General features: G+C 59.1%; 23 protein-coding genes. 12 read left to right on the plus strand and 11 right to left on the minus strand.

The genetic code is table 11. The annotated features are described in order from the left end of the window. The first annotated feature begins 7 nt into the window (after positions 1-7). The 5 genes from A15D_RS07330 (at position 8) to A15D_RS07350 (ending at position 4,279) form a co-directional block, all read left to right on the plus strand. On the plus strand, positions 8-1,342 hold the full coding sequence (locus tag A15D_RS07330) for an ATP-binding protein (RefSeq protein WP_233192142.1): 1,335 nt from the start codon (positions 8-10) through the stop codon (positions 1,340-1,342). A gap of 3 nt (positions 1,343-1,345) precedes the next feature. After that, positions 1,346-1,891 (plus strand): response regulator transcription factor, encoded by a 546-nt coding sequence (locus A15D_RS07335; protein WP_102791390.1) that lies wholly within the window; start codon positions 1,346-1,348, stop codon positions 1,889-1,891. 223 nt (positions 1,892-2,114) lie between these two features. Continuing rightward, positions 2,115-2,537: a VOC family protein gene (locus A15D_RS07340; protein ID WP_102791391.1), complete on the plus strand. Its 423-nt coding sequence runs from the start codon at positions 2,115-2,117 to the stop codon at positions 2,535-2,537. Between the two features lie 39 nt (positions 2,538-2,576). Further along, positions 2,577-3,617 carry an AraC family transcriptional regulator gene (locus A15D_RS07345; RefSeq protein WP_102791392.1) on the plus strand — a complete coding sequence of 347 codons (1,041 nt, stop codon included), beginning with the start codon at positions 2,577-2,579 and terminating at the stop codon, positions 3,615-3,617. Positions 3,618-3,649: 32 nt separating this feature from the next. Next, complete coding sequence (locus tag A15D_RS07350) at positions 3,650-4,279, plus strand: sterol desaturase family protein (protein WP_102791393.1); 630 nt, start codon at positions 3,650-3,652, stop codon at positions 4,277-4,279. A gap of 16 nt (positions 4,280-4,295) precedes the next feature. Here the strand turns inward: A15D_RS07350 and A15D_RS07355 are convergent, their stop codons facing one another. From A15D_RS07355 to A15D_RS07365, 3 genes are all read right to left on the minus strand, one after another. Continuing rightward, positions 4,296-4,637 carry a DUF3301 domain-containing protein gene (locus tag A15D_RS07355; RefSeq protein ID WP_102791394.1) on the minus strand — a complete coding sequence of 114 codons (342 nt, stop codon included), beginning with the start codon at positions 4,635-4,637 and terminating at the stop codon, positions 4,296-4,298. Continuing rightward, positions 4,634-5,200 carry a DUF1415 domain-containing protein gene (locus A15D_RS07360; RefSeq protein ID WP_102791395.1) on the minus strand — a complete coding sequence of 189 codons (567 nt, stop codon included), beginning with the start codon at positions 5,198-5,200 and terminating at the stop codon, positions 4,634-4,636. Before A15D_RS07360 ends, A15D_RS07355 begins: the two co-directional genes overlap by 4 nt. A 201-nt stretch (positions 5,201-5,401) precedes the next feature. Then, positions 5,402-5,857, minus strand: coding sequence for an MOSC domain-containing protein (locus tag A15D_RS07365; RefSeq protein WP_102791396.1), 456 nt, complete (start codon positions 5,855-5,857; stop codon positions 5,402-5,404). Between the two features lie 419 nt (positions 5,858-6,276). On the opposite strand from A15D_RS07365, the gene trpE reads away from it, so the two are divergent. The 4 genes from trpE to trpC are packed head-to-tail and all read left to right on the plus strand — an operon-like array spanning position 6,277 to position 10,224. Beyond that, positions 6,277-7,770 carry an anthranilate synthase component I gene (gene trpE, locus A15D_RS07375; RefSeq protein ID WP_022984627.1) on the plus strand — a complete coding sequence of 498 codons (1,494 nt, stop codon included), beginning with the start codon at positions 6,277-6,279 and terminating at the stop codon, positions 7,768-7,770. Beyond that, positions 7,770-8,372, plus strand: a complete 603-nt coding sequence (locus A15D_RS07380; protein WP_022984628.1) for an aminodeoxychorismate/anthranilate synthase component II — start codon at positions 7,770-7,772, stop codon at positions 8,370-8,372. The genes trpE and A15D_RS07380 overlap by 1 nt, the downstream gene beginning before the upstream one ends. Beyond that, positions 8,369-9,412, plus strand: a complete 1,044-nt coding sequence (gene trpD / locus A15D_RS07385) for an anthranilate phosphoribosyltransferase (RefSeq protein WP_022984629.1) — start codon at positions 8,369-8,371, stop codon at positions 9,410-9,412. The genes A15D_RS07380 and trpD overlap by 4 nt, the downstream gene beginning before the upstream one ends. A gap of 14 nt (positions 9,413-9,426) precedes the next feature. Then, complete coding sequence (gene trpC / locus A15D_RS07390; RefSeq protein ID WP_022984630.1) at positions 9,427-10,224, plus strand: indole-3-glycerol phosphate synthase TrpC; 798 nt, start codon at positions 9,427-9,429, stop codon at positions 10,222-10,224. Between the two features lie 272 nt (positions 10,225-10,496). Here trpC and crp read toward each other — a convergent pair whose 3' ends face one another. Beyond that, the gene (gene crp, locus A15D_RS07395; protein WP_022984631.1) at positions 10,497-11,126 is read right to left on the minus strand and encodes a cAMP-activated global transcriptional regulator CRP; all 630 of its coding nucleotides are present in this window, start codon (positions 11,124-11,126) and stop codon (positions 10,497-10,499) included. A 283-nt stretch (positions 11,127-11,409) separates the two neighbouring features. On the opposite strand from crp, the gene A15D_RS07400 reads away from it, so the two are divergent. Continuing rightward, positions 11,410-11,826 (plus strand): OsmC family protein, encoded by a 417-nt coding sequence (locus A15D_RS07400; protein WP_031226124.1) that lies wholly within the window; start codon positions 11,410-11,412, stop codon positions 11,824-11,826. A gap of 137 nt (positions 11,827-11,963) precedes the next feature. Further along, complete coding sequence (gene speD, locus A15D_RS07405) at positions 11,964-12,770, plus strand: adenosylmethionine decarboxylase (protein WP_022984633.1); 807 nt, start codon at positions 11,964-11,966, stop codon at positions 12,768-12,770. A gap of 170 nt (positions 12,771-12,940) precedes the next feature. Here speD and coq7 read toward each other — a convergent pair whose 3' ends face one another. Further along, complete coding sequence (gene coq7 / locus A15D_RS07410) at positions 12,941-13,603, minus strand: 2-polyprenyl-3-methyl-6-methoxy-1,4-benzoquinone monooxygenase (protein WP_102791398.1); 663 nt, start codon at positions 13,601-13,603, stop codon at positions 12,941-12,943. 76 nt (positions 13,604-13,679) lie between these two features. Here coq7 and A15D_RS07415 point away from each other — a divergent pair, with 76 nt between their 5' ends. Further along, positions 13,680-15,152, plus strand: coding sequence for an AAA family ATPase (locus A15D_RS07415; protein WP_102791399.1), 1,473 nt, complete (start codon positions 13,680-13,682; stop codon positions 15,150-15,152). 280 nt (positions 15,153-15,432) lie between these two features. Here the strand turns inward: A15D_RS07415 and A15D_RS07420 are convergent, their stop codons facing one another. The 6 genes from A15D_RS07420 to dusB all read right to left on the minus strand — a co-directional run bounded on the left by A15D_RS07420 (position 15,433) and on the right by dusB (position 23,848). Next, complete coding sequence (locus tag A15D_RS07420; RefSeq protein ID WP_102791411.1) at positions 15,433-18,123, minus strand: hybrid sensor histidine kinase/response regulator; 2,691 nt, start codon at positions 18,121-18,123, stop codon at positions 15,433-15,435. Between the two features lie 40 nt (positions 18,124-18,163). After that, positions 18,164-19,231, minus strand: a complete 1,068-nt coding sequence (locus A15D_RS07425) for a cyclic nucleotide-binding domain-containing protein (RefSeq protein WP_233192143.1) — start codon at positions 19,229-19,231, stop codon at positions 18,164-18,166. A gap of 179 nt (positions 19,232-19,410) precedes the next feature. Continuing rightward, positions 19,411-20,697 carry a phosphoribosylamine--glycine ligase gene (purD, locus tag A15D_RS07430; RefSeq protein WP_102791400.1) on the minus strand — a complete coding sequence of 429 codons (1,287 nt, stop codon included), beginning with the start codon at positions 20,695-20,697 and terminating at the stop codon, positions 19,411-19,413. Positions 20,698-20,815: 118 nt separating this feature from the next. After that, complete coding sequence (gene purH, locus A15D_RS07435) at positions 20,816-22,384, minus strand: bifunctional phosphoribosylaminoimidazolecarboxamide formyltransferase/IMP cyclohydrolase (protein WP_022984640.1); 1,569 nt, start codon at positions 22,382-22,384, stop codon at positions 20,816-20,818. A gap of 94 nt (positions 22,385-22,478) precedes the next feature. Continuing rightward, entirely contained in the window at positions 22,479-22,763 is a 285-nt protein-coding gene (gene fis / locus A15D_RS07440) for a DNA-binding transcriptional regulator Fis (RefSeq protein ID WP_022984641.1), read from the minus strand. Positions 22,764-22,807: 44 nt separating this feature from the next. Next, positions 22,808-23,848 carry a tRNA dihydrouridine synthase DusB gene (gene dusB, locus A15D_RS07445; RefSeq protein ID WP_102791401.1) on the minus strand — a complete coding sequence of 347 codons (1,041 nt, stop codon included), beginning with the start codon at positions 23,846-23,848 and terminating at the stop codon, positions 22,808-22,810. Positions 23,849-24,051: the final 203 nt, after the last annotated feature.

A 24,051-nucleotide genomic window follows, 5' to 3' on the forward strand; every position in this document is an offset into this window, starting at 1 on the left:
GGAAACCATGTCATCTGCTCATTCAACCTCGTCGGCGTCTGCGCCGGGTCCGCTGTTTTCGGCCATTCGCCGCAACAGCGATGACATCACCGGACGCAAGAACCTGCAATTGCTGATCCAGCTCCGCTGGATCGCCATGTTTGGCCAGTTTGCCACCATTCTGGTGGTGAACTATGGCTTCGGGATTGCGCTGCCAGTGGCACACATGCTGGTGGTGTTGTTCGGGTTGCTGCTGCTCAATGCCGTGAGCATGCTGCGCATGAAGCTGCCTCGCGCCATTGGTAATACCGAGCTGTTTCTCTCGCTGCTGATTGATGTTGCGACCCTGACGCTGCTGCTGGCGCTCAGTGGCGGCGCGACCAACCCCTTTGTGTTCCTGTATTTGCTGCAAGTGATCCTGGGGGCCGTGTTGCTGGAGGTGTGGTCCACCTGGGTGATCCTGGTCACCACCACGTTGTGCTTTGGCTGGCTCGCCTGGTACGGACATCCGTTGCCCATGCCGCTGGACCACTCCGAAGGGCTGTTCAGCCTGTACATTGAAGGCATGATGATCTGCTTCGTGCTCAACGGCGTGCTGCTGGTGATCTTCATCAACCGTATTACCCGTAACCGCCGCCAGCGTGACGAACACCTGGCCGAGCTGCGCCAGCGAGCCGCAGAAGAAGAGCATATTGTGCGTATGGGCTTGCTGGCCTCCGGTGCGGCCCATGAACTGGGCACGCCATTGGCGACCCTGTCGGTGATTTTGGGGGACTGGAAGCATATGGAGCCCTTCAAATCCGATGGTGATATGGCCCAGGAAATTGCTGAAATGCAGACCCAGGTACTGCGCTGCAAGTCGATCGTCAGCGGCATCCTGTTGTCCGCGGGTGAGGCCCGGGGAGAGTCGTCGGAAGAAACCACCGTTCGGGAATTTCTGGATGAGCTGGTGGAGGAATGGCGCGATACCCGCCCGGTGAAAGATTTTATTTACCTCAATGATTTCGGCACGGATCTGAGTATCGTCTCTGATTCGGCACTGAAACAGAGTATTCACAACGTGCTGGACAATGCTCTGGAAGCGTCGCCGAACTGGGTCCGGCTGGATGTTCATCGCGAAGAGGAAACCTTGCTGGTATCGGTGACCGATCGTGGGCCGGGTTTTCCAGCGGAGATGCTGGATAACCTGGGCCGCCCCTATCAGTCCAGCAAGGGGCGGCCGGGCAGTGGGCTGGGGTTGTTCCTGGTGATGAATGTCTTGCGCACCCTCGGGGGCAACCTGCGGGCACGCAATCTGGTCCAGGGTGGGGCGCTGGTGACCTTGTCACTGCCGCTATCGGTCGTGACACTGGAAGAGGAGTGAGGCGTGTCTGACGCTGTGGAAGAACGTTTGCTGTTGATTGTCGAAGACGACGAGGCGTTTGCCCGAACCCTGAGCCGGTCGTTTGAGCGGCGTGGTTACCGGGTGCTCCATGCGGACAGCCTGGAAAGCGCACAGGATCTGCTGGCGGATCACGACCCCGGCTATGCCGTGGTGGACCTGAAATTGAAGGGCGACTCTTCCGGGCTCGCCTGCGTGCAGGCCCTGCATCAGCACGATGACCAGATGTTGATCGTGGTGCTCACCGGTTATGCCAGCATTGCCACGGCGGTGGAAGCCGTGAAGTTGGGGGCCTGTCACTACCTTGCCAAGCCATCCAATACCGACGATATCGAAGATGCCTTCAATCGGGCCGAAGGCAATACCGAAGTGTCCCTGACCGCACGTGCGACTGACCTGAAAACCCTGGAATGGGAACGCATCCACGAAACCCTGGCGGAAACCGGGTTTAATATTTCAGAAACGGCTCGCCGCCTGGGGATGCACCGCCGCACGTTGGCTCGCAAGCTGGAAAAGCAGCGGGTCAAATAGGGCAATGAATAGTTAACAGTTAACAGTTAACAGTGAATAGCGAAATTCAAAGTCAAAATCTTTTGCGTCACGTAAGTCCCCCGTAGGCGCGTCGCTGGCGGCGCGATCCCATAAGGTTGTTATCGCGCCGCCAGCGACGCTCCTACAAAAAGAGGGGGGTGTCGAAAAGCGATCACGCCATTCGATTGGCTATGGAAAGCCCATTGTCTCAAGGAGAGATACCATGACTGATGTTCGCGTTAACCCCTATCTGAATTTTCCTGGTAATTGTCGTGAGGCGTTTGCGCTGTATGCGCAGGTGCTGGAGGCCGAGATCAGTTTTCTGATCACGATGGGGGAATCGCCCATGGCCGATCAGGTGCCGCCGGAAAGCCACGACCATATCTGTCACATCTGCCTGCAAGGCGAGGGTGTTGTTCTGATGGGATCGGATTGCCCGCCGGACCAGTATGAAAAGCCCCAGGGCACCATTATCAATGTGGCCGCAGACAGTGCCGAAAAAGCAGAGCGGGTATTTGCGCAATTGAGTGCGGGTGGGCAGGTAACCATGGCGCTGGAAGAGACCTTTTGGGCGGAACGTTTTGGCATGTGCATCGACCGCTTCGGGGTGCCATGGATGGTCAACTGCGACAAACCCATGCCCTGACAGGTGTCTGTGCCGGCATGAGTTCGTATACTGCTGACCATGAGCCAGACACCTGCTTCCGATAACGGCATTTTTTTATGGATGACCTACCAGGCCATGACCCGCGCCGGGCTGGACTGCGCGGCCATTTTTGCCAGTATCGGCATGCCGGATGAGCCGCCGGACCAGTCCGAGCGACGGATCAATTCTCCTCAACAGCGTTTCTGGGCCGCGGCGCAGCGGGTGAGTGGCGACCCGGATATCGGGCTGCATATTGGTGAGCTGATGCCACCGTTTCGTGGCCAGGTGCTGGAGTACCTGTTTCTGTCCAGTCCCACCTTTGGTGACGGATTGCAGCGGGCATTGCGCTATAACCGGTTGATGACAGATGCCCTGCAATTGCAACTGCGGGTGGAGTCCGGGGTAGCCATTCTTGCCGGGCTGGAACACCCCGAACGTCATTATCTCGAGTGCGCCACCACCCTGGTGCTGCGTTTTTTGCAGCAGGTCAGCGATGGGGAGTTTCGTCCTGATCGGGTGATGTTCTCCCATACCCGGGGGGCCAGCGCCGAGGCGTATCAGCGTGTCTACGGTTGCCCGGTGGTGTTGGGGGCGGAAGAAGGGGCAATACATTTCGATGCTGCCCTGCTGGCGCGGTCGTCCCTGGCGGCGGAGCCGGAGCTGTTACGCGTGCATGAAACCCTGGCCGCCCGAAAGCTGGAGGATCTTGCGCGCCAGGATTTTCTGCATACGGTGGAGCAGGCGCTGGGTGGCTTGCTGGAGCAGGGGGATGCGTCACTGGATGCGCTGGCGGAACGGCTGGGGCGGACACCGCGCAGCCTGCGCAGTGAGTTATCGGCGTTGGGAACCAGCTTCAAGGAGGTGCTGGCCGGTTACCGCGAGCGTTTGGCCCGGCGCCTGTTGGCTCGCACCCAGGAGCCGATTGACCAGATTATCTACCTGACCGGTTTTTCCGAACCGGCGGCCTTTACCCGGGCGTTCAAGCGCTGGACCGGCGAAACCCCCACCGCGATTTTTGATCCTGCTGACAGGCCGTTCTCCGCTGGCGATCAAAAGAGACACGGCCTGTGTACGGCATGATGGAGCCTCTGTCATTGTTATGAGGGTTTCCCATGCTTGGTTTTCCTGTCGCGTTGCTCACGGCCAATGCCTTTGAATGGTATGCCCACAAGGTGTGGCTGCACGAGTATCCCCGCAAGCATCGCAACAGCCCTTTCTTCAGTCATATTCGCCATCACAAACGTGTGCGGCTGAACGGGTTCGAGGACGAGCATTACACGATGCCCATGTTCCAGGATCAGGAAATCTTCAACGAAAAAGTGGCCTTGATCGGGCTGTGTGCGGTGTTTACCCCGACGGTGGCAGTGGCGCCGTTTTTTACCGCGGGGATCTATTATTCCGCCTGGCAGTACTGGCACAAACACAGCAAGGCGCACCTGCAGCCTGAGTGGGCCCGCACCCAACTGCCGTGGCACTACGACCATCACATGAACACCCACCAGGATGCCAACTGGTGCGTTACCCGGCCCTGGTTTGATTACCTCATGGGCACCCGGGTGATTGGTGACGACAGTGTGGCGGAAACCAATCCGTTGGGTATGGCATTGCCCGACTGGCTGGAGCGGCCGGTGAATCGGGTGGCGCGTCGTTTGCTGCCGAAGGCGTTCCAGCGACTGGACTCCAATCGCCATAGTGAACACGGGCGTCGTCAGCGTGGCGAGGTGGAGGAGATCGCAGCCTAGACGAGGGGGCGCAACATCAGTGCAGCTGTTCTGGCGGCGGTGTGTAGCGGTGGGGCGGTAATTCGACTCGCTGCACGACGCCGCCCATGACGATGGTGTGGCCAGAATAGCGCTCGCCGCCTGTGACGGTGAACTCAAACCGGTAAATGCGGGTGATACGCAGTTTGTCATTGCCATCGCGTTGTAGCGTGAGCTTTTCCATCCCTACCGTGTCATCCAGGAATTCCACCTGTTCCCGCTCGCAGTATTTTCGGGTGTAGACCAGGGCGCGTTCACGAATACCGTGGGCGCGCCAGAACAGCGCCGCAATGATCACCACGGTGGTCACCAGCAGGATGTCCGCCATATCCAGATTCATCGGCGCGCTCCCGGCAGGCCGCCGAACAGGCTATGCCACTGGGCTTCACTCAGGTTGTCCAGCGTGTCCATGTTGCGTTCGGGAATGGCCTCTGGGTCCGGGTAGCTGGCCAGCCCGGCCTCCAGGCTCTCTTCGCGTAGCAGGTGCAGTATCGGGTAGGGGGCCCGGTTGGTGTAGTTGCCCGGATCAGCGGCCTCGGTGTCGGCAAACTGGTAGGCCGGATGAAAGGTCGCGATCTGGAAGGTGCCCACCCAGTCTTCCTGTTCCAGCAGCGCATCGGCCAGGTCCAGCATGTCGTTGTAGTCGTAGAAGTCGTCCAGCTGGTCGGGAATGATCAGCAGGGTGGTGTCGACGGTAGATGCTGGCGTCGTGGCGAGAATTTGTAGCTCGTCAAAGAGATCCTGCATCAGTGTTTCCACATTGCGGCTGTCGCTGACCGCGAAGCGCACTTGCCCTTTCTGGAAAGGCTTGCGGGCGAAGGGGCACAGGTTGAGGCCGATCACGACCTGTTCCAGCCACTGGCGGGTCTGGTTGATGTAGCGGGTTTTTTCTACGTCGTTCATGCAGTGAAGCACTCTAAAGATGTCGTAGGGTGGACATTCCCGAAGGGACTTTCCGCCTCTGGGTGTTCATGGCGGAGATTGGCTGACGCCAATTTCCGCCCTACGGTCAGGTTGTATGCCCGCTCGTTGTGGGAGCGATGGTTCCATCGCGACATTGACGCATCGGCTATCGCGGTGGAATCACCGCGCCTGGAGGCAACCTCAATCCGGTATTTCAATGGTGTCGCCCACTCTCACTACCCCGGTGGAGAGGATTTCACAGCGCAGTCCGCCTCGTCCCATCAACGCCTTGATGATCTGGGTGGGGGTGAGCTCGCCGGCCAGCAGGTTGCCCACCACGGAGCAGGGCTCGCACAGTTCGATGCCGCGCACCCGTACCGGGCCGACCATGAACTCGCGTCCCTCCAGGGCGTTCAGGTCCACGCCCGTGGTGACAATGTTGCGGCGCAGCTGGTGGGGGTGTACCTCCTGACCGAACTTCTGATTAAAGGCGTCCACGGCCTCGTGTCCGATCAGGGTGAGCTGTTCCTCAGGCTTGGTGTTCCGCTTGCAGTGGCGGTCGCCGACGATGCCACAGCCGGCACGCAGTTGTACCGCCTCGTGGCCTGTCATGGGCCCGCGGGATTCATCGGCAGTGTAAAGGGCGACAATGTTCATGGTTGGGAACGCTGGACGCCGTATGCCTGGCGCCAAACGCAAAAAGCATCCGGTTGAGGTTATGCGGTCTAGTCTACATGAGCGCAGCTTGTGTGGGAGCCTGCCTGCTGGCGAAATATCGCTTGCAGGCAAGCTTCCACAGCTGCAAGGCCGGCTCTCTGCCGGTGGGCGAATGTCTGGCGTCTGACGTTAACATTGACTACAATTTCGGCCATCGACCCCGTTTGAGAAAGGACGTCCCCCTTGGAGCGTGCCCTGATCAACAGCTTTGCTTTCCTGTCCGCACCCGCCAGCTGGCGATGGTGACGCTCCCCCTGTGTCTGCCGTAATGCGCTGACACGCCCTTTTTGCTTCATTTTTCTCTACAATCGGCTTTCTCGACATCGGCCTGCCTGAAAAGGGTCGGATAAGGAAAAACCATGTCACCACAAGAACTGGATCGTTACGCCCAACAGGGCTTTACCCGCGTGCCCGTTGTACGCGAGGTGCTGGCGGACCTGGATACCCCGTTGACCGCCTACCGCAAACTGGCTCAGGGGCCCTACAGCTACCTGTTTGAATCTGTCCAGGGTGGCGAGCGCTGGGGGCAGTATTCCATCCTCGGGCTGCCTGCCACCGAGGTCATCCGCATTACCGGCAAGACCGTGTCGGTGAGCAATGACGACGGCACCCGCGAACAGCAAGTGGAAGATCCGATTGCCTGGATCGAACAGTATCGTCAGCACTATCAGGCTCCGGAAATTCCCGGTTTGCCCCGCTTTAATGGCGGGCTGGTGGGGTATTTTGGTTACGACAGCGTCCGCTACTTTGAACCGAAGTTGGGCCCGGCGCCGGGCAAGGATGTGCTGGGTGTGCCCGATATCCTGCTGATGCGCTCTGAAGAAGTGGTGGTGTTCGACAACCTGCGCGGGGCCCTGTACCTGATTGTCCATGTGGATCCGACGGCAGCAGGTGCCGCTGAACAGGCAGAGGCCCGCCTTGAGGCACTGGAGCAGCAGCTGCGGGCGCCACTGCCGGAGCCGGAGCATGTGGTGTACGGCGACCCGGTGGACGAGAGCGATTTCCAGAGCGAATTCCCCGAAGCCGAGTTCAAGGCCGGGGTCGAGAAAGTTCGCGACTATATTCTGGCCGGGGACGTGATGCAGGTGGTGCCGGCCCAACGGATGAGCTGTCCGTTCAAGGCCCCCGCGCTGGACCTGTACCGGGCCCTGCGTTATCTGAACCCGTCGCCGTACATGTTCTATCTGGACCTGGACGATTTTCATATCGCCGGTTCGTCACCGGAGATCCTGGCGCGGGCCGAGCAGGGCGCAGTGACGGTGCGCCCCATTGCCGGGACGCGCAAGCGCGGTGCCACGGTGGAAGAAGACAAGGCGCTGGAAGCGGACCTGCTGGCGGATCCCAAGGAAATCGCCGAGCACCTGATGCTGATTGATCTGGGCCGCAACGATGTGGGCCGTGTGGCCAAACCCGGCAAGGTGAGCCTGACAGACAAGATGGTGGTGGAACGCTATTCCCATGTGATGCATATCGTCTCCAATGTGGAAGGGGAATTGAAAGACGGCCAGGGGCCGCTGGACGTGCTCAGTGCCACGTTCCCGGCGGGTACCCTGAGTGGTGCCCCCAAGATCCGCGCCATGGAAATCATCGACGAGCTGGAACCCACCAAGCGGGGGGTCTACGGCGGGGCGGTCGGTTACATCGGGTTTAATGGTGATATGGACACGGCTATCGCCATCCGCACGGCGGTGGTGAAGGACGAGCGTCTCTACGTGCAGGCCGGTGCCGGCATCGTAGCGGACTCGGTGCCCCAGTCCGAATGGGACGAGACCATGAACAAGGCCCGGGCGGTATTCCGGGCGGTGAATCTGGCATTGGGTGGTCTCAACCTGGCAGACGGAGGGCAGCGGTAATGCGTGTCTTGATGATCGATAATTACGACAGTTTTACCTACAACCTGGTGCAGTACCTGCAGGAGCTGGGGGCCGAGGTGCTGGTACACCGCAATGACCAGATCACCATCGAGGACATCGAAGCGCTCAATCCGGACCGCCTGATGGTGTCTCCCGGGCCTTGTACGCCCAACGAAGCCGGCGTCTCCATCGCCGCCATCAAGCACTTTGCCGGCAAGCTGCCAATTCTGGGGGTGTGTCTGGGGCACCAGAGTATTGGCCAGGCCTTTGGTGGCAAGGTGGTGCGGGCCCGCCAAGTGATGCACGGCAAGACCTCGCCGATCCACCACAGCGGTGTGGGCATCTTCCGGGATCTGCCGTCACCCTATATCGCCACCCGGTACCATTCCCTGGTGGTGGAAAAAGACAGCCTGCCGGATTGTCTGGAGATTACCGCCTGGACCCAGAACGCTGACGGCAGCATGGACGAGATCATGGGTATGCGGCACAAGACCCTGCCCATTGAGGGGGTGCAGTATCACCCCGAGTCCATTCTGAGTGAGCACGGCCATGCCCTGCTCGAGAACTTTCTGAAAAACGCACAACAAGGGGACGCCGCATGAATATCCAGCAGGCGCTGGCCAAGGTGGTCGAGCAGATCGATCTCAGCGTGGACGAGATGCAAGAGGTCATGCGCCAGATCATGACCGGCGGCGCCACCGATGCACAGATTGGTGCTTTCATGGTGGCGCTGCGCATGAAGAGTGAATCGCTGGATGAAATCACCGGCGGTGTGCAGGTCATGCGCGAGCTGGTCACTGCGGTTCCGGTGCAAAACCGCCAGTATCTGGTGGATATCGTGGGCACCGGGGGGGACGGTGCCAACCTCTTTAATGTGTCGTCTGCCAGCGCCTTTGTGGCGGCCGCTGCCGGGGCCCGGGTGGCCAAGCATGGTGGCCGGTCGGTGAGCTCCAAAAGCGGTTCTGCCGATCTGCTGGAAACCGCCGGCATTGCGCTGGACCTGAGCCCGGAACAGATCGGCAGCTGCGTGGATAACGTGGGGGTGGGCTTCATGTTTGCCCCGAATCATCACAAGGCCATGAAATACGCGGTGGGGCCGCGCAAGGAACTGGGTATGCGCACCCTGTTCAACATCCTCGGGCCCATGACTAACCCTGCCGGGGTTCAGCGCCTGGTGCTGGGGGTGTTCAGTGAGAAGTTGTGTCGGCCGATGGCGGAAGTCATGGGACGTCTGGGGGCAGAGCATGTGATGGTGGTGCACAGCAAGGATGGCCTGGACGAGATCAGCCTGGCGACCCGCACCCATGTGGCCGAGTTCAAGAACGGTGAAGTCAGCGAATACACGATCACCCCGGAAGAGCTGGGGCTGGAGTCGGATTCGCTGGTAGGGCTCGATGTAACCGATTCCGCGGCGTCGTTGGCGCTGATTCGCGATGCGTTCGGCAAGCGCAGTAACGAGGCGGCCCGCAAGGCAGCCGACATGATCGCCCTCAATGCCGGGGCGGCTATTTATGTCAGCGGTGTTACCCGCTCTCACAAAGAGGGGGTACGCATGGCGGAAGACCTGATACACAATGGAGAGGCAGCGGAGCGCATGCGCGAGCTGGCCCAGTTCAGCACAGCCCTCACTGCAGCGGACTGACAAGGAGAACGGTTATGAGCACAGGCACCATTCTCGACAAGATTATTGCCCGCAAGCAGGAAGAAATCGCGGTGGGCAAGAACAACTACTCGCTTGGCGACCTGCAATCCATGGCGGAGAACCAGGGCAAGGCCCGTGGTTTTGCCAAGGCCCTGTTCCAGCGTATTCGCGACAAGCAGCCTGCGGTGATTGCCGAAATCAAGAAAGCGTCCCCCAGCAAAGGGGTGATCCGGGATGATTTCGACCCGGTGGCGATTGCCCGCAGTTACGAAGCCAATGGGGCAGCGTGCCTGTCGGTGCTCACCGACCAGGATTTTTTTCAGGGCCATGAAGACTATCTGCGTGCCGCCCGCAATGCGGTAAGCCTGCCGGTGATTCGCAAGGATTTCATGATCGACCCATGGCAGATTTTCGAATCCCGCGCCATGGGGGCCGATGCGGTATTGCTGATCGTGGCAGCGCTGTCCGATGACCAGCTGAACGAGCTTTATCACGCTGCCCAGCGCGCCGGCTGCGATGTGTTGGTGGAAGTGCATACCCAGCAAGAGCTGGAGCGGGCCGTGGCGCTGAATGCCGAGCTGATCGGCATCAATAACCGCAACCTGCACACCTTCGAGACCAGCCTCAGCACCACTCTGGCCCTGGCCGAGCAAGCCCCGGCGGACCGGTTGATCATCACCGAAAGTGGTATTCACACCGCCGATGATGTGAAGCTGATGCGCAGCAACAGCATCCACTCTTTCCTGGTAGGCGAAGCCTTTATGCGCGAAGAGGATCCGGGGAAGGCGTTGAAGGCGCTGTTTTTCAGTTAACAGTTAATAGTGAACAGTTAACAGCGTCGCGGGGTGCGAGGGTGTTAGCGGAAAGGTTCGAGGCCGCGCCCGGATTCCGGGTGCGGCCTTGTTGTTTTGGCAACCCTTCCGTCGAAGCCGCTGCAGGAGCGCCGCTTGAGGCGGCTTCAATACATGTTGTCCGAAACAAAAAGGCCGCACCCGGAATCCGGGCGCGGCCTCTATGCTTTCAGATCAGGGTGGTGCCAATCCGCGACGCTGTTAACTGTTCACTGTTAATTGTTAACTGCCTTTCAGCGCGTCCCGTAAACCACCATCGTCTTACCCTTAACCGACACCAGCCCCTGCTCTTCCAGGTTCTTGAGAACCCGGCCGACCATTTCGCGGGAACAGCCGACGATGCGACCGATTTCCTGGCGGGTGACTTTGATCTGCATGCCATCCGGGTGGGTCATGGCGTCAGGTTGCTTGCACAGGTCCAGCAGTGTGCCAGCCACGCGACCGGTGACGTCCAGGAACGCCAGATCGCCCACTTTGCGGGTGGTGGCACGGAGGCGACCGGCAATCTGGGCGGAGACGGCGAACAGGATGTCAGCGTCTTCGCGGGCCAATTGCTTGAACTTGGAGTAGCTGACTTCCGCTACTTCACACTCGGTCTTGGCCTTTACCCACGCAGAGCGGGAAGGATCGTTTTCAAACAAGCCCATTTCACCGAAGAAGTCTCCCTCATTCAGGTAGGCCATAATCATCTCGCGACCGTCATCATCTTCGATCATCACGGTCACGGAGCCCTTCAGGATGTAATAAAGGGCATCCGATTCATCCCCCGCATAAATGATGGTGCTTTTCGCTGGGTACTTGCGTCGATGGCAGTTGGCCAGGAAATGGTCCAGATTTGGAATAATTTTATTGCCGTCAGTCATGGGCGCTCAGTCTTAAGCCAGAAAAATGTCTTAGCTAATAAGACTATGGATATTGCCTGTTTTTATCAGGCCTGCCAAGGGAACTGGCTCTCACTACCGATTATCCCGGCTTGGGCGGTCCCCTGAGGCCGACAGACTGGATCTGTAGAGGGACGGTGCCGCAGATTGTCGGCAGGGGCCCGAAAAGGGGTGGCGAAGGCCCCGGGCTATGGTACTCTGCGCCCCCTTTCCGGGTGGCGAAAAGAGGCTGTCATCCGAAGGCAAAATGCACCAGGAGAACGCCATGAAAGCAGTGGTCCAATGGCAGGGCGAGGCCTGCTACGAAGGTCAGACCGAAAGCGGCCATCAGGTACTGATGGACGGCCCGCCAGATCATGGTGGCCAGAATCGTGGCCCACGCCCCATGGAGACGTTGCTGTTGGGTGTCGGGGGGTGTTCTTCCTTTGATGTGGTGCATATTCTCAAGAAGTCTCGTCAGGATGTGACCGACTGCCGTTGCGAACTGACCGCCGAGCGCGTCGATGATGTTCCTGCGGTGTTCAGCAAGATTCATCTGCATTTCATCGTTAGCGGTAATAACCTGAAAGAAGCCCATGTAAAACGGGCGGTGGAGTTGTCTGCCGAGAAGTATTGCTCGGCCAGCATCATGCTGACCCGGGGTGGTGTCGAGATCACCCATAGTTATAGCATTGAGGCCTGATTCCGGTCAGGCTGGGAATTCCGGCGCCATGCCGGGGTGAGAGGTGGGGCGCTGAGTCGCCTCGCAGACAGGTAGCCGCATCAATGCGGTGGTGTGTTTTGTTCTAGTGTGGCGGTAAGCGCCCATGGGGTACGGCTGTGGTGAAAGATCCCAATCCCAAGATTACGGTTCACGGTTTCAACAACCTGACCAAATCCTTGAGCTTCAATATCTTCGATATTGCGTATGCAAAGACTGAGCAGCATCGTCAGGAGTACATCGAATATATTGATGAGCTGTATAACGCCGAGCGTCTCACCGAGATTCTCACCAATGTGACCAAGATTATTGGCGCCAATATTCTTAACGTGGCCCGTCAGGATTACGATCCGCAGGGGGCCAGCGTGACCATGCTGATTGCCGAGCATGAAACCCCGCCAGATGGCACTGACTGGGACGAGGAAGCCCCGGGTCCGTTGCCGGACACGGTGGTGGCGCACCTGGACAAGAGCCACGTGACGGTCCACACCTACCCGGAATCCCATCCGGATAACGGTATTTCCACGTTCCGTGTGGATGTGGATGTATCGACCTGTGGGGTGATTTCACCACTGCGGGCCCTGAACTACCTGATCCACAGTTTCGATTCCGATATCGTGACCGTGGACTACCGCGTGCGCGGTATGACCCGCGATCTGGATGGCACCAAGCACTACATTGATCATGACATCAATTCCATCCAGAACTTTCTCACGGAAGATACCCAGAACGCCTATCAGATGATCGACGTGAATGTGTATCAGGAGAACATCTTCCATACCAAGATGCTGCTGAAAGACTTCGATATCGACAACTATCTGTTTGGTGCTGGTAGCGACGAGTTTGACCAGGAAGAACTCGATTCGATTGAAGAACGCCTCAAGACCGAGATGCTGGAGATTTTTTACAGCCGGAATCTTGGTTGAGGAGCAGTGAATAGTTAACAGTTAACAGTGAATAGCTGCGCGATCAGCGCAGCTGCCAGCTGGAACGCAAGAGGCCGCGCCCATGGTTTGGGCGCGGCCTCTTGCGTTTCAAAGCGTGAAAAAGCAATTTCGCGACAGCTGTTAACTGTTCACTATTCACTGTTAACTCATCAGATCCGATAAGTCGCAAACGTCATCACCTTGCTCATCAATGTCATGGCGTGGCGGATGGGCGGCGGCAGGTCGGCGCCGCCGGCGTCTTTGGCGGTGACGGCATGCTTGAGCTCGTCGGTGCGCATTTGCTCAAGGATGGCTCGGGTGCGCAGGTCGCTTTCCGGCACCTGATAAAGGTGGGATTCCAGGTGCTTCACCACCTGGTTTTCGGTTTCCGAGACAAACCCCAGACTCCAGCGATCACCGATCAGGCCGGCGGTGGCACCCATGGCATAGCTCATGGCATAGAACAGCGGGTTCAGTTTGCTCGGTGCACCGCCCAGTTCGCGAATGCGCTCTTCACACCAGGCCAGATGGTCTTCTTCTTCTTTGGCGGCTTCTTCCATGGCGTGACGGATATGCGGCAGGCTGGCTGTGCTGGCCTGGCCCTGGTACAGCGCCTGGGCACACACTTCACCGGTATGGTTGATGCGCATCAAACCCATCACGTGGCGACGCTGATCGCTCGGCAGGCTGCCGGGCTGGGCGGTGCCGCCCGGGCTATCCGGTGCGGCAGTCGGAGCACGTTCAGCTTGTATGGTGCCTGGCGTCAGCGTGCGCAGGGCGTTGTCTGCTCTGGCCAGCAATCGGTCCAGAGGAGAAAGGCGGCGTTCTGTCATGGGCTGTCCACAGCAGTGTTTTGAAAGATGATCATGTTAGCATACCGGCATCCTCGCCCTGTGAAGAATGATAACAATGAGTGATCTGAACGACCTGCGCATGCTGCTGGATTCCCGCTACCCGATTGTGGTGATCGAAACCTGGGAGGAATTACGGGCGTTGGATTTGATCCGGCGTCTGGGAATGAAAGAAGGGCGCCCGGTGTTTGCCTGGAATGCGGTGGATGGCCTGCGCAGGCTGGAGTTTGATGATGTGCCCAGCCAGAAGCACACCATTGAGCCGGATGCCATGCTTGGCCAGATTCGTGGTACCAGCCAACCCGGGATTTATGCCCTGTGTGATATCCATCCGTTCCTGGACGGCGAGCCGAAGAATGTCCGGCTGATCAAGGAAATCGCGCTCCACCACGAGCGGTTACAGCATACGCTGGTGCTGATCAGTCACCAGTTCACGATTCCCGCTGAAGTGCGCCGATACTGCACCCGCTTCAGCCTGTCCATGCCGGATGAGAAGCAGCTGGAGCATATTGTCCAGGACGAAGCCCGTCGATTTAAAAAGGAAAAGGGCGAGCGGGTTCGCGCCAACCGGGAATCACTGGACCGGTTGGTTCGTAACCTGCGCGGCATGAGCGCAGACGATGCCCGCAAGCTGGCCCGGGGCGCCATCATCCAGGATGGCGCCATCACCGAAGACGATCTGCCGGAGGTCAACAAGGCCAAGTTTGCCCTGATGGAGATGGATGGCGTGCTCAGCTACGAGTACGACACCGAAAGTTTTGCCCATGTTGGCGGTCTGGACGGCCTGAAGCAGTGGCTTGGCAAGCGAGAGAAAGCCTTCCACGGGGATGCGGGCATCGACAGCCCTCGTGGCGTGATGCTGGTGGGGGTACAGGGCGGCGGCAAGAGCCTTGCAGCCAAGTCGGTGGCCGGCCTGTGGGGGCTGCCGTTGTTGCGGCTCGATATGGGGGCGATCTACAACAAGTTTTTCGGAGAATCCGAGCGCAATGTCCGTGAAGCCCTGGCTATGGCAGAAACCATGTCGCCCTGTGTGTTATGGATCGATGAAATTGAAAAAGGCATTGCTGTAGGGGACAACGATGGCGGGACGTCGCGCCGGGTGCTGGGCACCTTGCTGACCTGGATGGCCGAGAACACCAGCAAGGTGTTTATGGTGGCCACGGCCAACGACATCGAGCGTTTGCCGCCGGAGCTGATTCGCAAAGGGCGTCTGGATGAAATTTTCTTTGTAGATCTTCCGTCGCCGTCTGTCCGCGAGATTATCTTTCGGATTCATTTGCAAAAGCGGCATCAGGATGCTGAGCGTTTTGACCTGCCGACGCTGGCCGAACACAGTGACGGCTTTACCGGTGCTGAAATCGAACAGGCGGTGGTGGCGGGATTGTACAGCGCCAGTGCAGCGGGAACGGTACTGGATCAGGCCATGCTGGAAGCCGAGCTGGCCGCCACGGTTCCCTTGTCAGTCACCATGGCAGAGCCATTGGCGAGGCTGCGGCACTGGTGCCAGAACCGGGCGGTGAGTGCGGGCTGATTTAGGGAGCCTCTGAATAACTCCTTGCATGCTCAGCGTGTCCAGAAGCGTGCAGCTGTTGTGTCTTGTCTCGACGGTAAGGGTGGTTCCCTTTCCTAGAGGCAAGGCGGAACAGATGGGCGCTTCAGGCCTCGCCCTTCGGGTCTTCCAGGCTCGTTGTTGCGCTTTTTTGATGGATGGACATACACCTTCAAAACCGCGCCCCTCTTTACCTTTTGGCCCATAGAGGGGGCGAGCCAGCCTGAAAGACTGAGCACGCAAGGAGTTATTCAGAGGCTCCTTAGCTTCCCGGTAAGTCTTCTCCGGATTGGGTATAGCGCACCACGGTTTCTCGCAGCGTGTTCAATTCCACCGGTTTGGGTAGGTGAGCATTCATGCCCGCCGCAAAACTGCGGTCGCGGTGTTCTTTCAGGATATGAGCCGTCAGCGCAACGATGGGCGTGGCGGGGAGACCGTGGCTCTGTTCCCACTCGCGAATCTTGCGGGTGGCCTCAAATCCGTCCATTTCCGGCATTTCACAGTCCATGAGGACCAGGTCATAGCGAGTCTCGCGGGCCTTTTGCAGGGCTTCGCGACCGTTGGATGCCATGTCTGCCTTGAGACCAAGTTTTCCCAGCATACCCCGGATGACCTTCTGGCTGAGGTAGTGATCTTCTGCTACCAGAATATTCAATCCCGGGTCTGGCTGGTGCTCTGTCTGTTCCTGTGGTGCAGGGCGGTCGTTGCCCAGTTCTTCGGCCAGTGCCTGACGCAGGCGCGGGGCGGAGACCGGCTTTGACAGGACCCGATGAATCCCCACATTGCGGGCCTGGGTAGAGGAGGGCGCCTGATTGACCCCGGTCAGCATGACCAGCACGGTGGGGTGAATGATCAGGGGGTCTTCATGGATGCGGGCCGCCAACTGCATACCATCCATGCCCGGCATCTGGTGATCCAGTACCACGACATCGTAGGGCTCGTTGATATTGGCCTGGGTACGCAGAGACGCCAGCGCCTCTCGGGGGTCGTGACAGGCAGTCACCTTCATCCCCCAGGACAGGGCGTGGTGACGCAATACCCGGGTAACGGTGCTGGAATCATCAACTACCAGGATGCTTCGCCCTTCCAGTCTGGCGGGGTCGACCTTCACCGTCGGGTGGTTGCCGGTACTGTCGGCGGGTAGTGGCAGGACAAACCAGAAGTGTGCGCCACGATGGTCCTGCAGTGTGCCCATACGGCCTTCCAGGGCATCGACCAGTTGTTCGGCAATGACCAGGCTCAGGTGGCTGCTTTCACTCTGCCGTTGGCTGTCTTTCAGGCGTTGCACGGTGTCGTCGCTGATCGCGCTGCCAGAAAAACCAAAACGGATCCGGTCGGCCTGGCCGGTGGGCTCCATGGACACATCCACCACCAGCTCCCCCGGGGTGCCATGGCGAATCAGGGCGCCGATCAGGTTGGTGAGGATCTGCCGTAACCGCCCGGCATCCCCCAGTACTCGTGCTGGCACATTAGTGTGGACATGGGTGATCAGCTCGATGTGTTTTTCTTCGGCTCGCTCCTTGAACAGGTCGATGGCCTCCATGACCTGATCGTGGATATCCAGTGAGGCACGATTGATATCAGCGCCCTCGGCCGTCAACTGGGAGTGTTCCAGGACATCGTTGATGATGCGCAGCAAGCTGTCGCCAGCGTGTTGAATGGCGCTGACACATTCCCGTTGATTGGGCGTCAGCGGGGTGTCGTCCAGAATTTCTGCCATGCCCAGAATGCCGCTGAGGGGGGTTCTGACGTCATGGCCAATACGCGAGAGTGTTTCCCTGCGAGTGCTGTCGACGGTGTCGGCGATGGCTTCGGAGCGTTCGCTTTGTGTCTTCAGGCGGCTTTGGTGGTTGCGGCGAATGCGCAGGCCTACGCCGAGGGTGACCGCTTCCACGACAGCCGTTCCCATCAGCCATTGGGGCAGTTCGGCGCTGGTTTGCAAAATCCCGAGATACGCCAGACAGACGAGTAAGGCTGGCAGGCTAACCAGCATGGCGGTCATGAAGAACATACCGCCGCCATGGGCCTCGCCATGCCAGGAGGTGTAGCCGAGCACGATCATGGTGATGCCCGCAAAGCCAACCAGCATGAAGCTGAGGTAGGCAGCAAGGCTCAATGGAAGCAGGAGGTTGGCAACCAATGCAATCAGTGAGACCACCTGCAGGCCATTGACCAGTGTGTCCAGGCGAGGGTGGTGCTGCTTGAGGCGCATGAATTCCTTGGTCACCCCGGCGGCGGCCCACAGGGCCAGCAACATGATCACGAACAGCAGTCTGGGTTGCAGGCGTGCACTATCGGCAATCACCAATGGCAGGAAGTCAGCCAGCAACAGGCTGATGGCAATAATGCTGAGCAGGAAGACCGCATGGTAGTAGTAGGTGATGCCGCCACGCATGATCCCGGCAATCAGGTTATAGATCACCAGAATCAACATGGCCCCGGCGAGCACCATGTAGAGAGCGTTGCTGACCTGTTGATCAGCCAGGAAATGGTTGGGTGTTGTCAGGGATAAACCGTAGGTCAGGTAACCCTGGGCCTGCAGGCGCAAGTAGAGCAGCTGGGTTTGCCCGGTCGGCAGGGCAATGCGAAAGCCGGCTCCACGGCCGGGTATACGCAGCTCGGAGCTGGCCTGGGCGTAGCCTGCCGGGGAGGGGAGATAGAGGCTGGCATGAGGGTTGCCGAGTACATGAAGGGTGTATTCTTGCGGGCGGTCCAGCTCGTTTTTCAGTGCCACCCGAACCCACCAGTTACCGTCCTGGACACCGAGACGCTCGATAAACCGGGTGGCAGGTTGAAACTCACTGCTGGCAAGGGCGCTGATGTCATCAACCGTCAGGTTGCCAGGCGCGTCGTGGAGGAATTCGGAATAAATGGTGATCCGGCTGTTATCCGGCTCAGTATGAATAACGAAGGGCGGCGGAGGTGCAGGCTGTGCCGCTGCGGTTTGCACCATGAAGGGGGTGCAAAGCAGCAGTAGCAGCAGGCAGAAAAAGTTAAGGAGCCTGTTCGGCCACGTTGTCAGCGTTGTCAGCATCCGTTGATTTTCCCCGATCGAGCACATAGGCATTCAAGCCCGCTTCGGAGAGGATATAGGCTCCTAGCTCACTTCGTCGACTGTCGCCACACACCACGTAGAAGAAATCCTTCTCCAGATTCTGTACCTCGCGGCGTAATTCACTTAATGGAATGTTGCGTGCACCGGGTGTGCGGTCGTGGCGGAACTCCATGGGTAACCGCACATCCACCAGCACACAGGCGGTATCTGCTTCCAGCACCATGGTATCCAGCTCGTCTTCGCTGAGATGACGAATCACGGAATCCTGCAGGATCGCCTGGAAGTCTTGTTTGCCAAGACACATGACCACGCCGTCGCTGGTCATGGTGATGGTGGCATTGCGCGGGCTGTCACTGATCAGGGCATCCTCACCAAAGAAACGCCCGGCAGACAGGGCCGCCAGGGTTTCCTGTTTGGCGCCTTTGCTGCGCGTGACCATGGCTTTGCCTTGCTTGATCACAAAAAAGGTGTCGCCATCTTCCCCTTCGGTGAGGATGGTCTCGCCCAGCTGGACTTCGCGTTCTTCAAACTTCATGAACAGGCTGTGCAACATGGCGGGGGGCACGGCAGCGAACAGTTCGGAGGACAGCAGGGCGTCCATCCAGTCCCGTTCACTTTCGTCATCGCCCTCATCCAGCAGAGATTCCGCGGCCTGGGTCCAGGTCATCAGCAAATCGAGTTTGTTGCGATCAATGGCGTAGAGGGTGGTGGCTTCCGCGCTGATGGCGTTGATGGTGTGCTCGGGATAGTTATCGAGGGCCAGATAGTTCTCGTCATCATCGGCGGTGAAGTGACGTACCTGAAAGCTTGCGTCGGTAAGGTCCAGTGCGCCTTCTACCAGAAAGAAGGCCTTGTCTGTCTTTTGGCCCCGTTTGAACAACAGTCGGCCCGGGCCAAGTGTGATGACGTCGATCTGGCCCTGAATTTCCTGAAGATGGGATTCGCCCAGACAGTCGAAAGGAATGAAATTCTCAAGGCGAGACATGTCGGCCAGGACACTGCTCATGGTACCCCCAATACAATCGCTTATTGTTCGGGGTACTGGATGCGCAAAGCGGAAACGGGCGCTTAACCCGTCTCCGCCAGAACAGAAATGCCAATAATGGTGCCGGAAAGCCCAACACAGTCACAGGGAGCGGGCTGCCCGCCTGTGACCTACCCCGTTATTCGTACTTATGGGCTAGCTTATGCCTTTTCGCGGGCCACTGCACGGTAACCAATGTCTGTGCGGTATTGGGCATTGCGCCATGTGATCTGCTTCACACCTGCATAGGCGTTGGCCTGTGCGTCGCTGACGGTGTCACCGACGCCGGTGACACACAGAACCCGGCCGCCACTGGTGACGACCTGGCCGTCTTTCTCGGCGGTGCCGGCGTGGAAGACTTTTACGGTGTCCGAATCTGCCTGGTCCAGGCCTTCGATGGCATCGCCCTTGTCGTAGCTGTCCGGGTAGCCGCCAGCGGCCATGACTACACCCAGAGTGGGGCGCGGGTCCCACTGGATGTCGGTCTGGTCCAGCTTGCCGTCCAGGGCGGCCAGGCACAGGGCGGCCAGGTCGGATTGCAGACGCATCATGATCGGCTGGGTTTCCGGGTCGCCAAAGCGGCAGTTGTATTCGATGACCTTGGGGGCCCCTTCCGGGCTGATCATCAGGCCGGCATACAGGAAACCGGTGTAAGGCATGCCCTCGGCGGCCATGCCTTCTACGGTCGGGGTAATGACTTCATCCATGATGCGCTGGTAGACCGCATCGGTGACCACCGGAGCCGGGGAGTAGGCACCCATGCCGCCAGTGTTGGGGCCGGTGTCGCCGTTGCCGACGCGCTTGTGGTCCTGGCTGGTGGCCATGGGCAGCACATTCTTGCCGTCTACCATGACGATGAAGCTGGCTTCTTCGCCTTCCAGGAATTCTTCCACTACCACGCGGTGGCCGGCGTCGCCGAACTTGTTGCCGTCCAGCATGTCGCGCACCGCGTCTTCGGCTTCCTGCAGGGTCATGGCGACAATCACGCCTTTGCCTGCTGCCAGGCCATCGGCCTTGATGACGATAGGCGCACCTTGCTCACGGACGTAGGTGAGGGCTGCCTCCATGTCGGTGAAGTTGCCATAGGCGGCGGTGGGGATGTTCTGGCGGGCCAGGAAGTCCTTGGTGAAGGCCTTGGAGCCTTCCAGCTGGGCGGCGGCCTTGCTGGGGCCGAAGCACTTCAGGCCGTTGTCCTGGAACGTATCGACCAGGCCTTCTACAAGTGGCGCTTCCGGGCCAACGATGGTCAGGTCAACCCCGTTGTCCTTGGCAAATGCCAGCAGGGCCGGCTGATCCAGCACATCGATGGCCACGTTTTCAAGCTTGGCTTCGCGGGCGGTGCCGGCGTTGCCTGGGGCCACGAACACCGTCTCTACCTGCTCGGCCTGAGCCACTTTCCATGCCAGCGCATGCTCGCGGCCACCGCCGCCAATTACTAGAACTTTCATTGAGGTGCTCGCCTCTTCTGATTCTGTCTTTGTTGGAGGCGGGCCAGACGTCGGACGTCGGACGTCGGACGCTAACCCGATTCTGTCGTCAGACGTCCGACCTCAGACGTCCGACGTCTTAATGCCTGAAATGACGCATGCCGGTGAAGACCATGGCCATGCCGGCTTCGTCGGCGGCGGCGATGACTTCTTCGTCGCGGATCGAGCCGCCCGGCTGGATCACGCAGCTGATGCCGACCTTGGCGGCATTATCGATGCCGTCGCGGAACGGGAAGAATGCATCGGATGCCATCACCGAACCTTCCACCTGCAGACCTGCATGTTCGGCCTTGATGGCGGCGATACGGGCAGAGTTTACGCGGCTCATCTGGCCGGCGCCCACGCCCACAGTCTGGCGGTTTTTGGCGTAGACGATGGCGTTGGATTTGACGAATTTGGCCACTTTCCAGGCGAAGATCAGGTCGTGCATTTCGGCCTCGGTGGGGGCACGCTTGGTGACCACTTTCAGATCACCTTCAGTGATCATGCCGATGTCGCGATCCTGTACCAGCAAGCCGCCGTTAACGCGCTTGTAATCCAGGCCACCTTCGGTCGGCCCGGTGATCTCGCCGCAGACCAGTACGCGCACGTTTTTCTTGGCGGCGGTAATGGCGAGAGCCTCATCGGTGGCGCTGGGGGCGATGATCACTTCCACGAACTGGCGATCGACGATGGCCTGGGCGGTAGCCGCGTCCAACTCGCGGTTGAAGGCGATGATGCCACCAAAGGCAGATTCCGTGTCGGTTTCGAAGGCCAGATCGTAGGCTTTGCCGATGCCGTCCAGGCTTACCGCTACCCCACAGGGGTTGGCGTGCTTGACGATCACACAGGCGGGCTTGGTAAAGGCTTTTACGCACTCCAGCGCCGCGTCGGTATCGGCGATGTTGTTGTAGCTGAGTTCCTTGCCCTGCAGCTGCTTGGCGGTGGCGATGGATGCCGGGGCAGGGCTGCGTTCGGTGTAGAAGGCCGCTTTCTGGTGCGGGTTCTCGCCGTAACGCATGTTCTGGGTTTTTTCGAAGTTCAGGTTGATGGTGCGCGGGAAGTCTTCATTGTTCTCGCCCACCATCTTGCCAAAGTAGTTGGCAATGGCGCTGTCGTAGGCGGCAGTGTGCTCGAACGCCTTGATGGCCAGATCGAAACGCAGGGTGTTGGACAGGGCGCCGCCGTTGGCGTCCATGTCGTCCAGCACGCGCTGGTAGTCAGACGCATTGGTAACGATGCCCACGTGGGCATTGTTCTTGGCGGCAGAGCGCACCATGGTCGGGCCGCCGATATCGATGTTTTCGATGGCGTCTTCCAGGGAGCAATCCGGGTTGGCCACGGTGGCTTCGAATGGGTACAGGTTCACGACCACCAGGTCGATGCGGCTGATGTCGTTATCGGCCATCACCTGATCATCCTGGCCGCGACGGCCGAGAATGCCGCCGTGCACTTTCGGGTGCAGGGTTTTCACCCGGCCATCCATCATTTCCGGGAAACCGGTGTAGTCGGAGACTTCGCGCACCGCGATGCCGGCCTCCTGCAGTTTCTTGTAGGTACCGCCTGTGGACAGTAGCTCCACGCCCTTGCCGGCCAGGGCCTGGGCAAATTCAACGATACCAGTCTTGTCGGAAACACTGATCAGTGCACGTTCAACGGCTTTGCTCATGGGATTTCACCAAGTTGCGTAGTCTTAATTAATACGAGGGCCAGAAACAAAAAAAGGGCAGTGTGGTCACTGCCCTTGATATAGCAGGTCTGTTTTACAACAGACCGTACTGCTTGAGTTTCTTGCGCAGGGTGCCGCGGTTCAGGCCCAGCAGCTCGGCTGCCTTGGTCTGGTTTCCACGGGTGTATTCCAGCACCTTCTCAAGCAGCGGGATTTCCATCTCCGCCAGTACCATCTGGTACAGCTCGCTCACAGGCTCGCCATCCAGCTGGTTGAAATAATCGTTTAACGAACGACGCACACAATTGCGGAGCGTATCGTGGGTTTCACTGCGCGCAATGGTCAGATGCGGCTGCTTGCGTGCTTCAGCGGTGTTCATTTCAGTAAGTGTCCGTGCAGCGGCTGTGTTAACTGAAGAGAGGGTCATGCGGCCAAGGCTCCGTTTTTCTTCCGGGCAGACACTTCGCCATACCGACCAAAGCGAACCCGGTCGGTAGTGACGTTGATCTGTTGGAAAAACTGCTCGATTGCCACCTGTTGGTCGGTGGCATTTTCCAGTGTGTTAAATCCACGCCGGAAGTCTTCCCCTCCGGGCAGGTTCTGTGTGTACCAACCCAGGTGCTTGCGTGCGATGCGAACCCCCATGAACTCACCATAGAATTGGTGAAGTTCGGCCAGGTGCTGTTGCACGCAATCATGGACTTCCGCTACTAACGGCGCTGCGGGCAGCAAGCCGTGCTCGAGGTAATGCAGGGTGTCCCGGAAGATCCATGGGTTACCCTGAGCAGCGCGGCCGATCATGATACCACCGGCTCCCGTGGATTCCAGTACCCGTTTAGCTTTTTCCGGGCTATCCACGTCACCGTTAGCCATGATTGGAATATTTACCGCCTTTACCACGTCGGCAATGGTGGCGTATTCCGCCTCTCCATTGAATTTGTCGGCCCGGGTGCGGCCGTGGATGGCCAGCGCCTGGATGCCGGCAGCTTCGGCGATGCGGGCGATCTCGATGGCGTTGCGGTGAGCGCGGTCTGGCCCGGTGCGGATCTTTAGCGTCACGGGGACATCCACCGCCGCAACGACTGCATCCAGAATGCGGGCTACCAGATCTGGATCGGCCAGCAGGGCAGAGCCTGCGGCGCGTTTGCACACCTTCTTGGCGGGGCATCCCATGTTGATGTCGATAATCTGGGCGCCATGATCCACATTGGCGCGGGCCGCATCCGCCAGCATCGCGGGTTCACCACCGGCAATCTGTACCGAGATCGGGCCGGGCTCGCCGCTATGGTTGAGCCGTTGGCGGGATTTTCGAGAGTTCCACAGACGGGTGTCCGAGGTGACCATTTCCGATACCAGCAGGCCCGCTCCCAGATCCCGACACAGCCGCCGGAACGGGCGGTCGGTGACACCGGCCATGGGGGCCAGAATCAGAGAGTTGGATAGGGTGTAGGGGCCAATCTGCATGGAATTGGAAGGTCGGTTGGTTAAAAAGGGAGCTAATGATAGAGACCCGCGCCCGGCGATGAAAGGCCATTGATCAAAAAAGGCTCACCTTGAATCAGAGGGCGGTTGAGCTGACAGGATGCGGTGCACGCTGGGCGCTAGTGAGGGGCTGGGGCGTCTATGTTGCCCGCATCACTTGCCGTTAACAGGCGGTTAAGCGAACA

Origin of the sequence: Alcanivorax sp. MD8A (assembly GCF_002888555.1) — a bacterium.
Taxonomy (GTDB): Bacteria; Pseudomonadota; Gammaproteobacteria; order Pseudomonadales; family Alcanivoracaceae; genus Alcanivorax.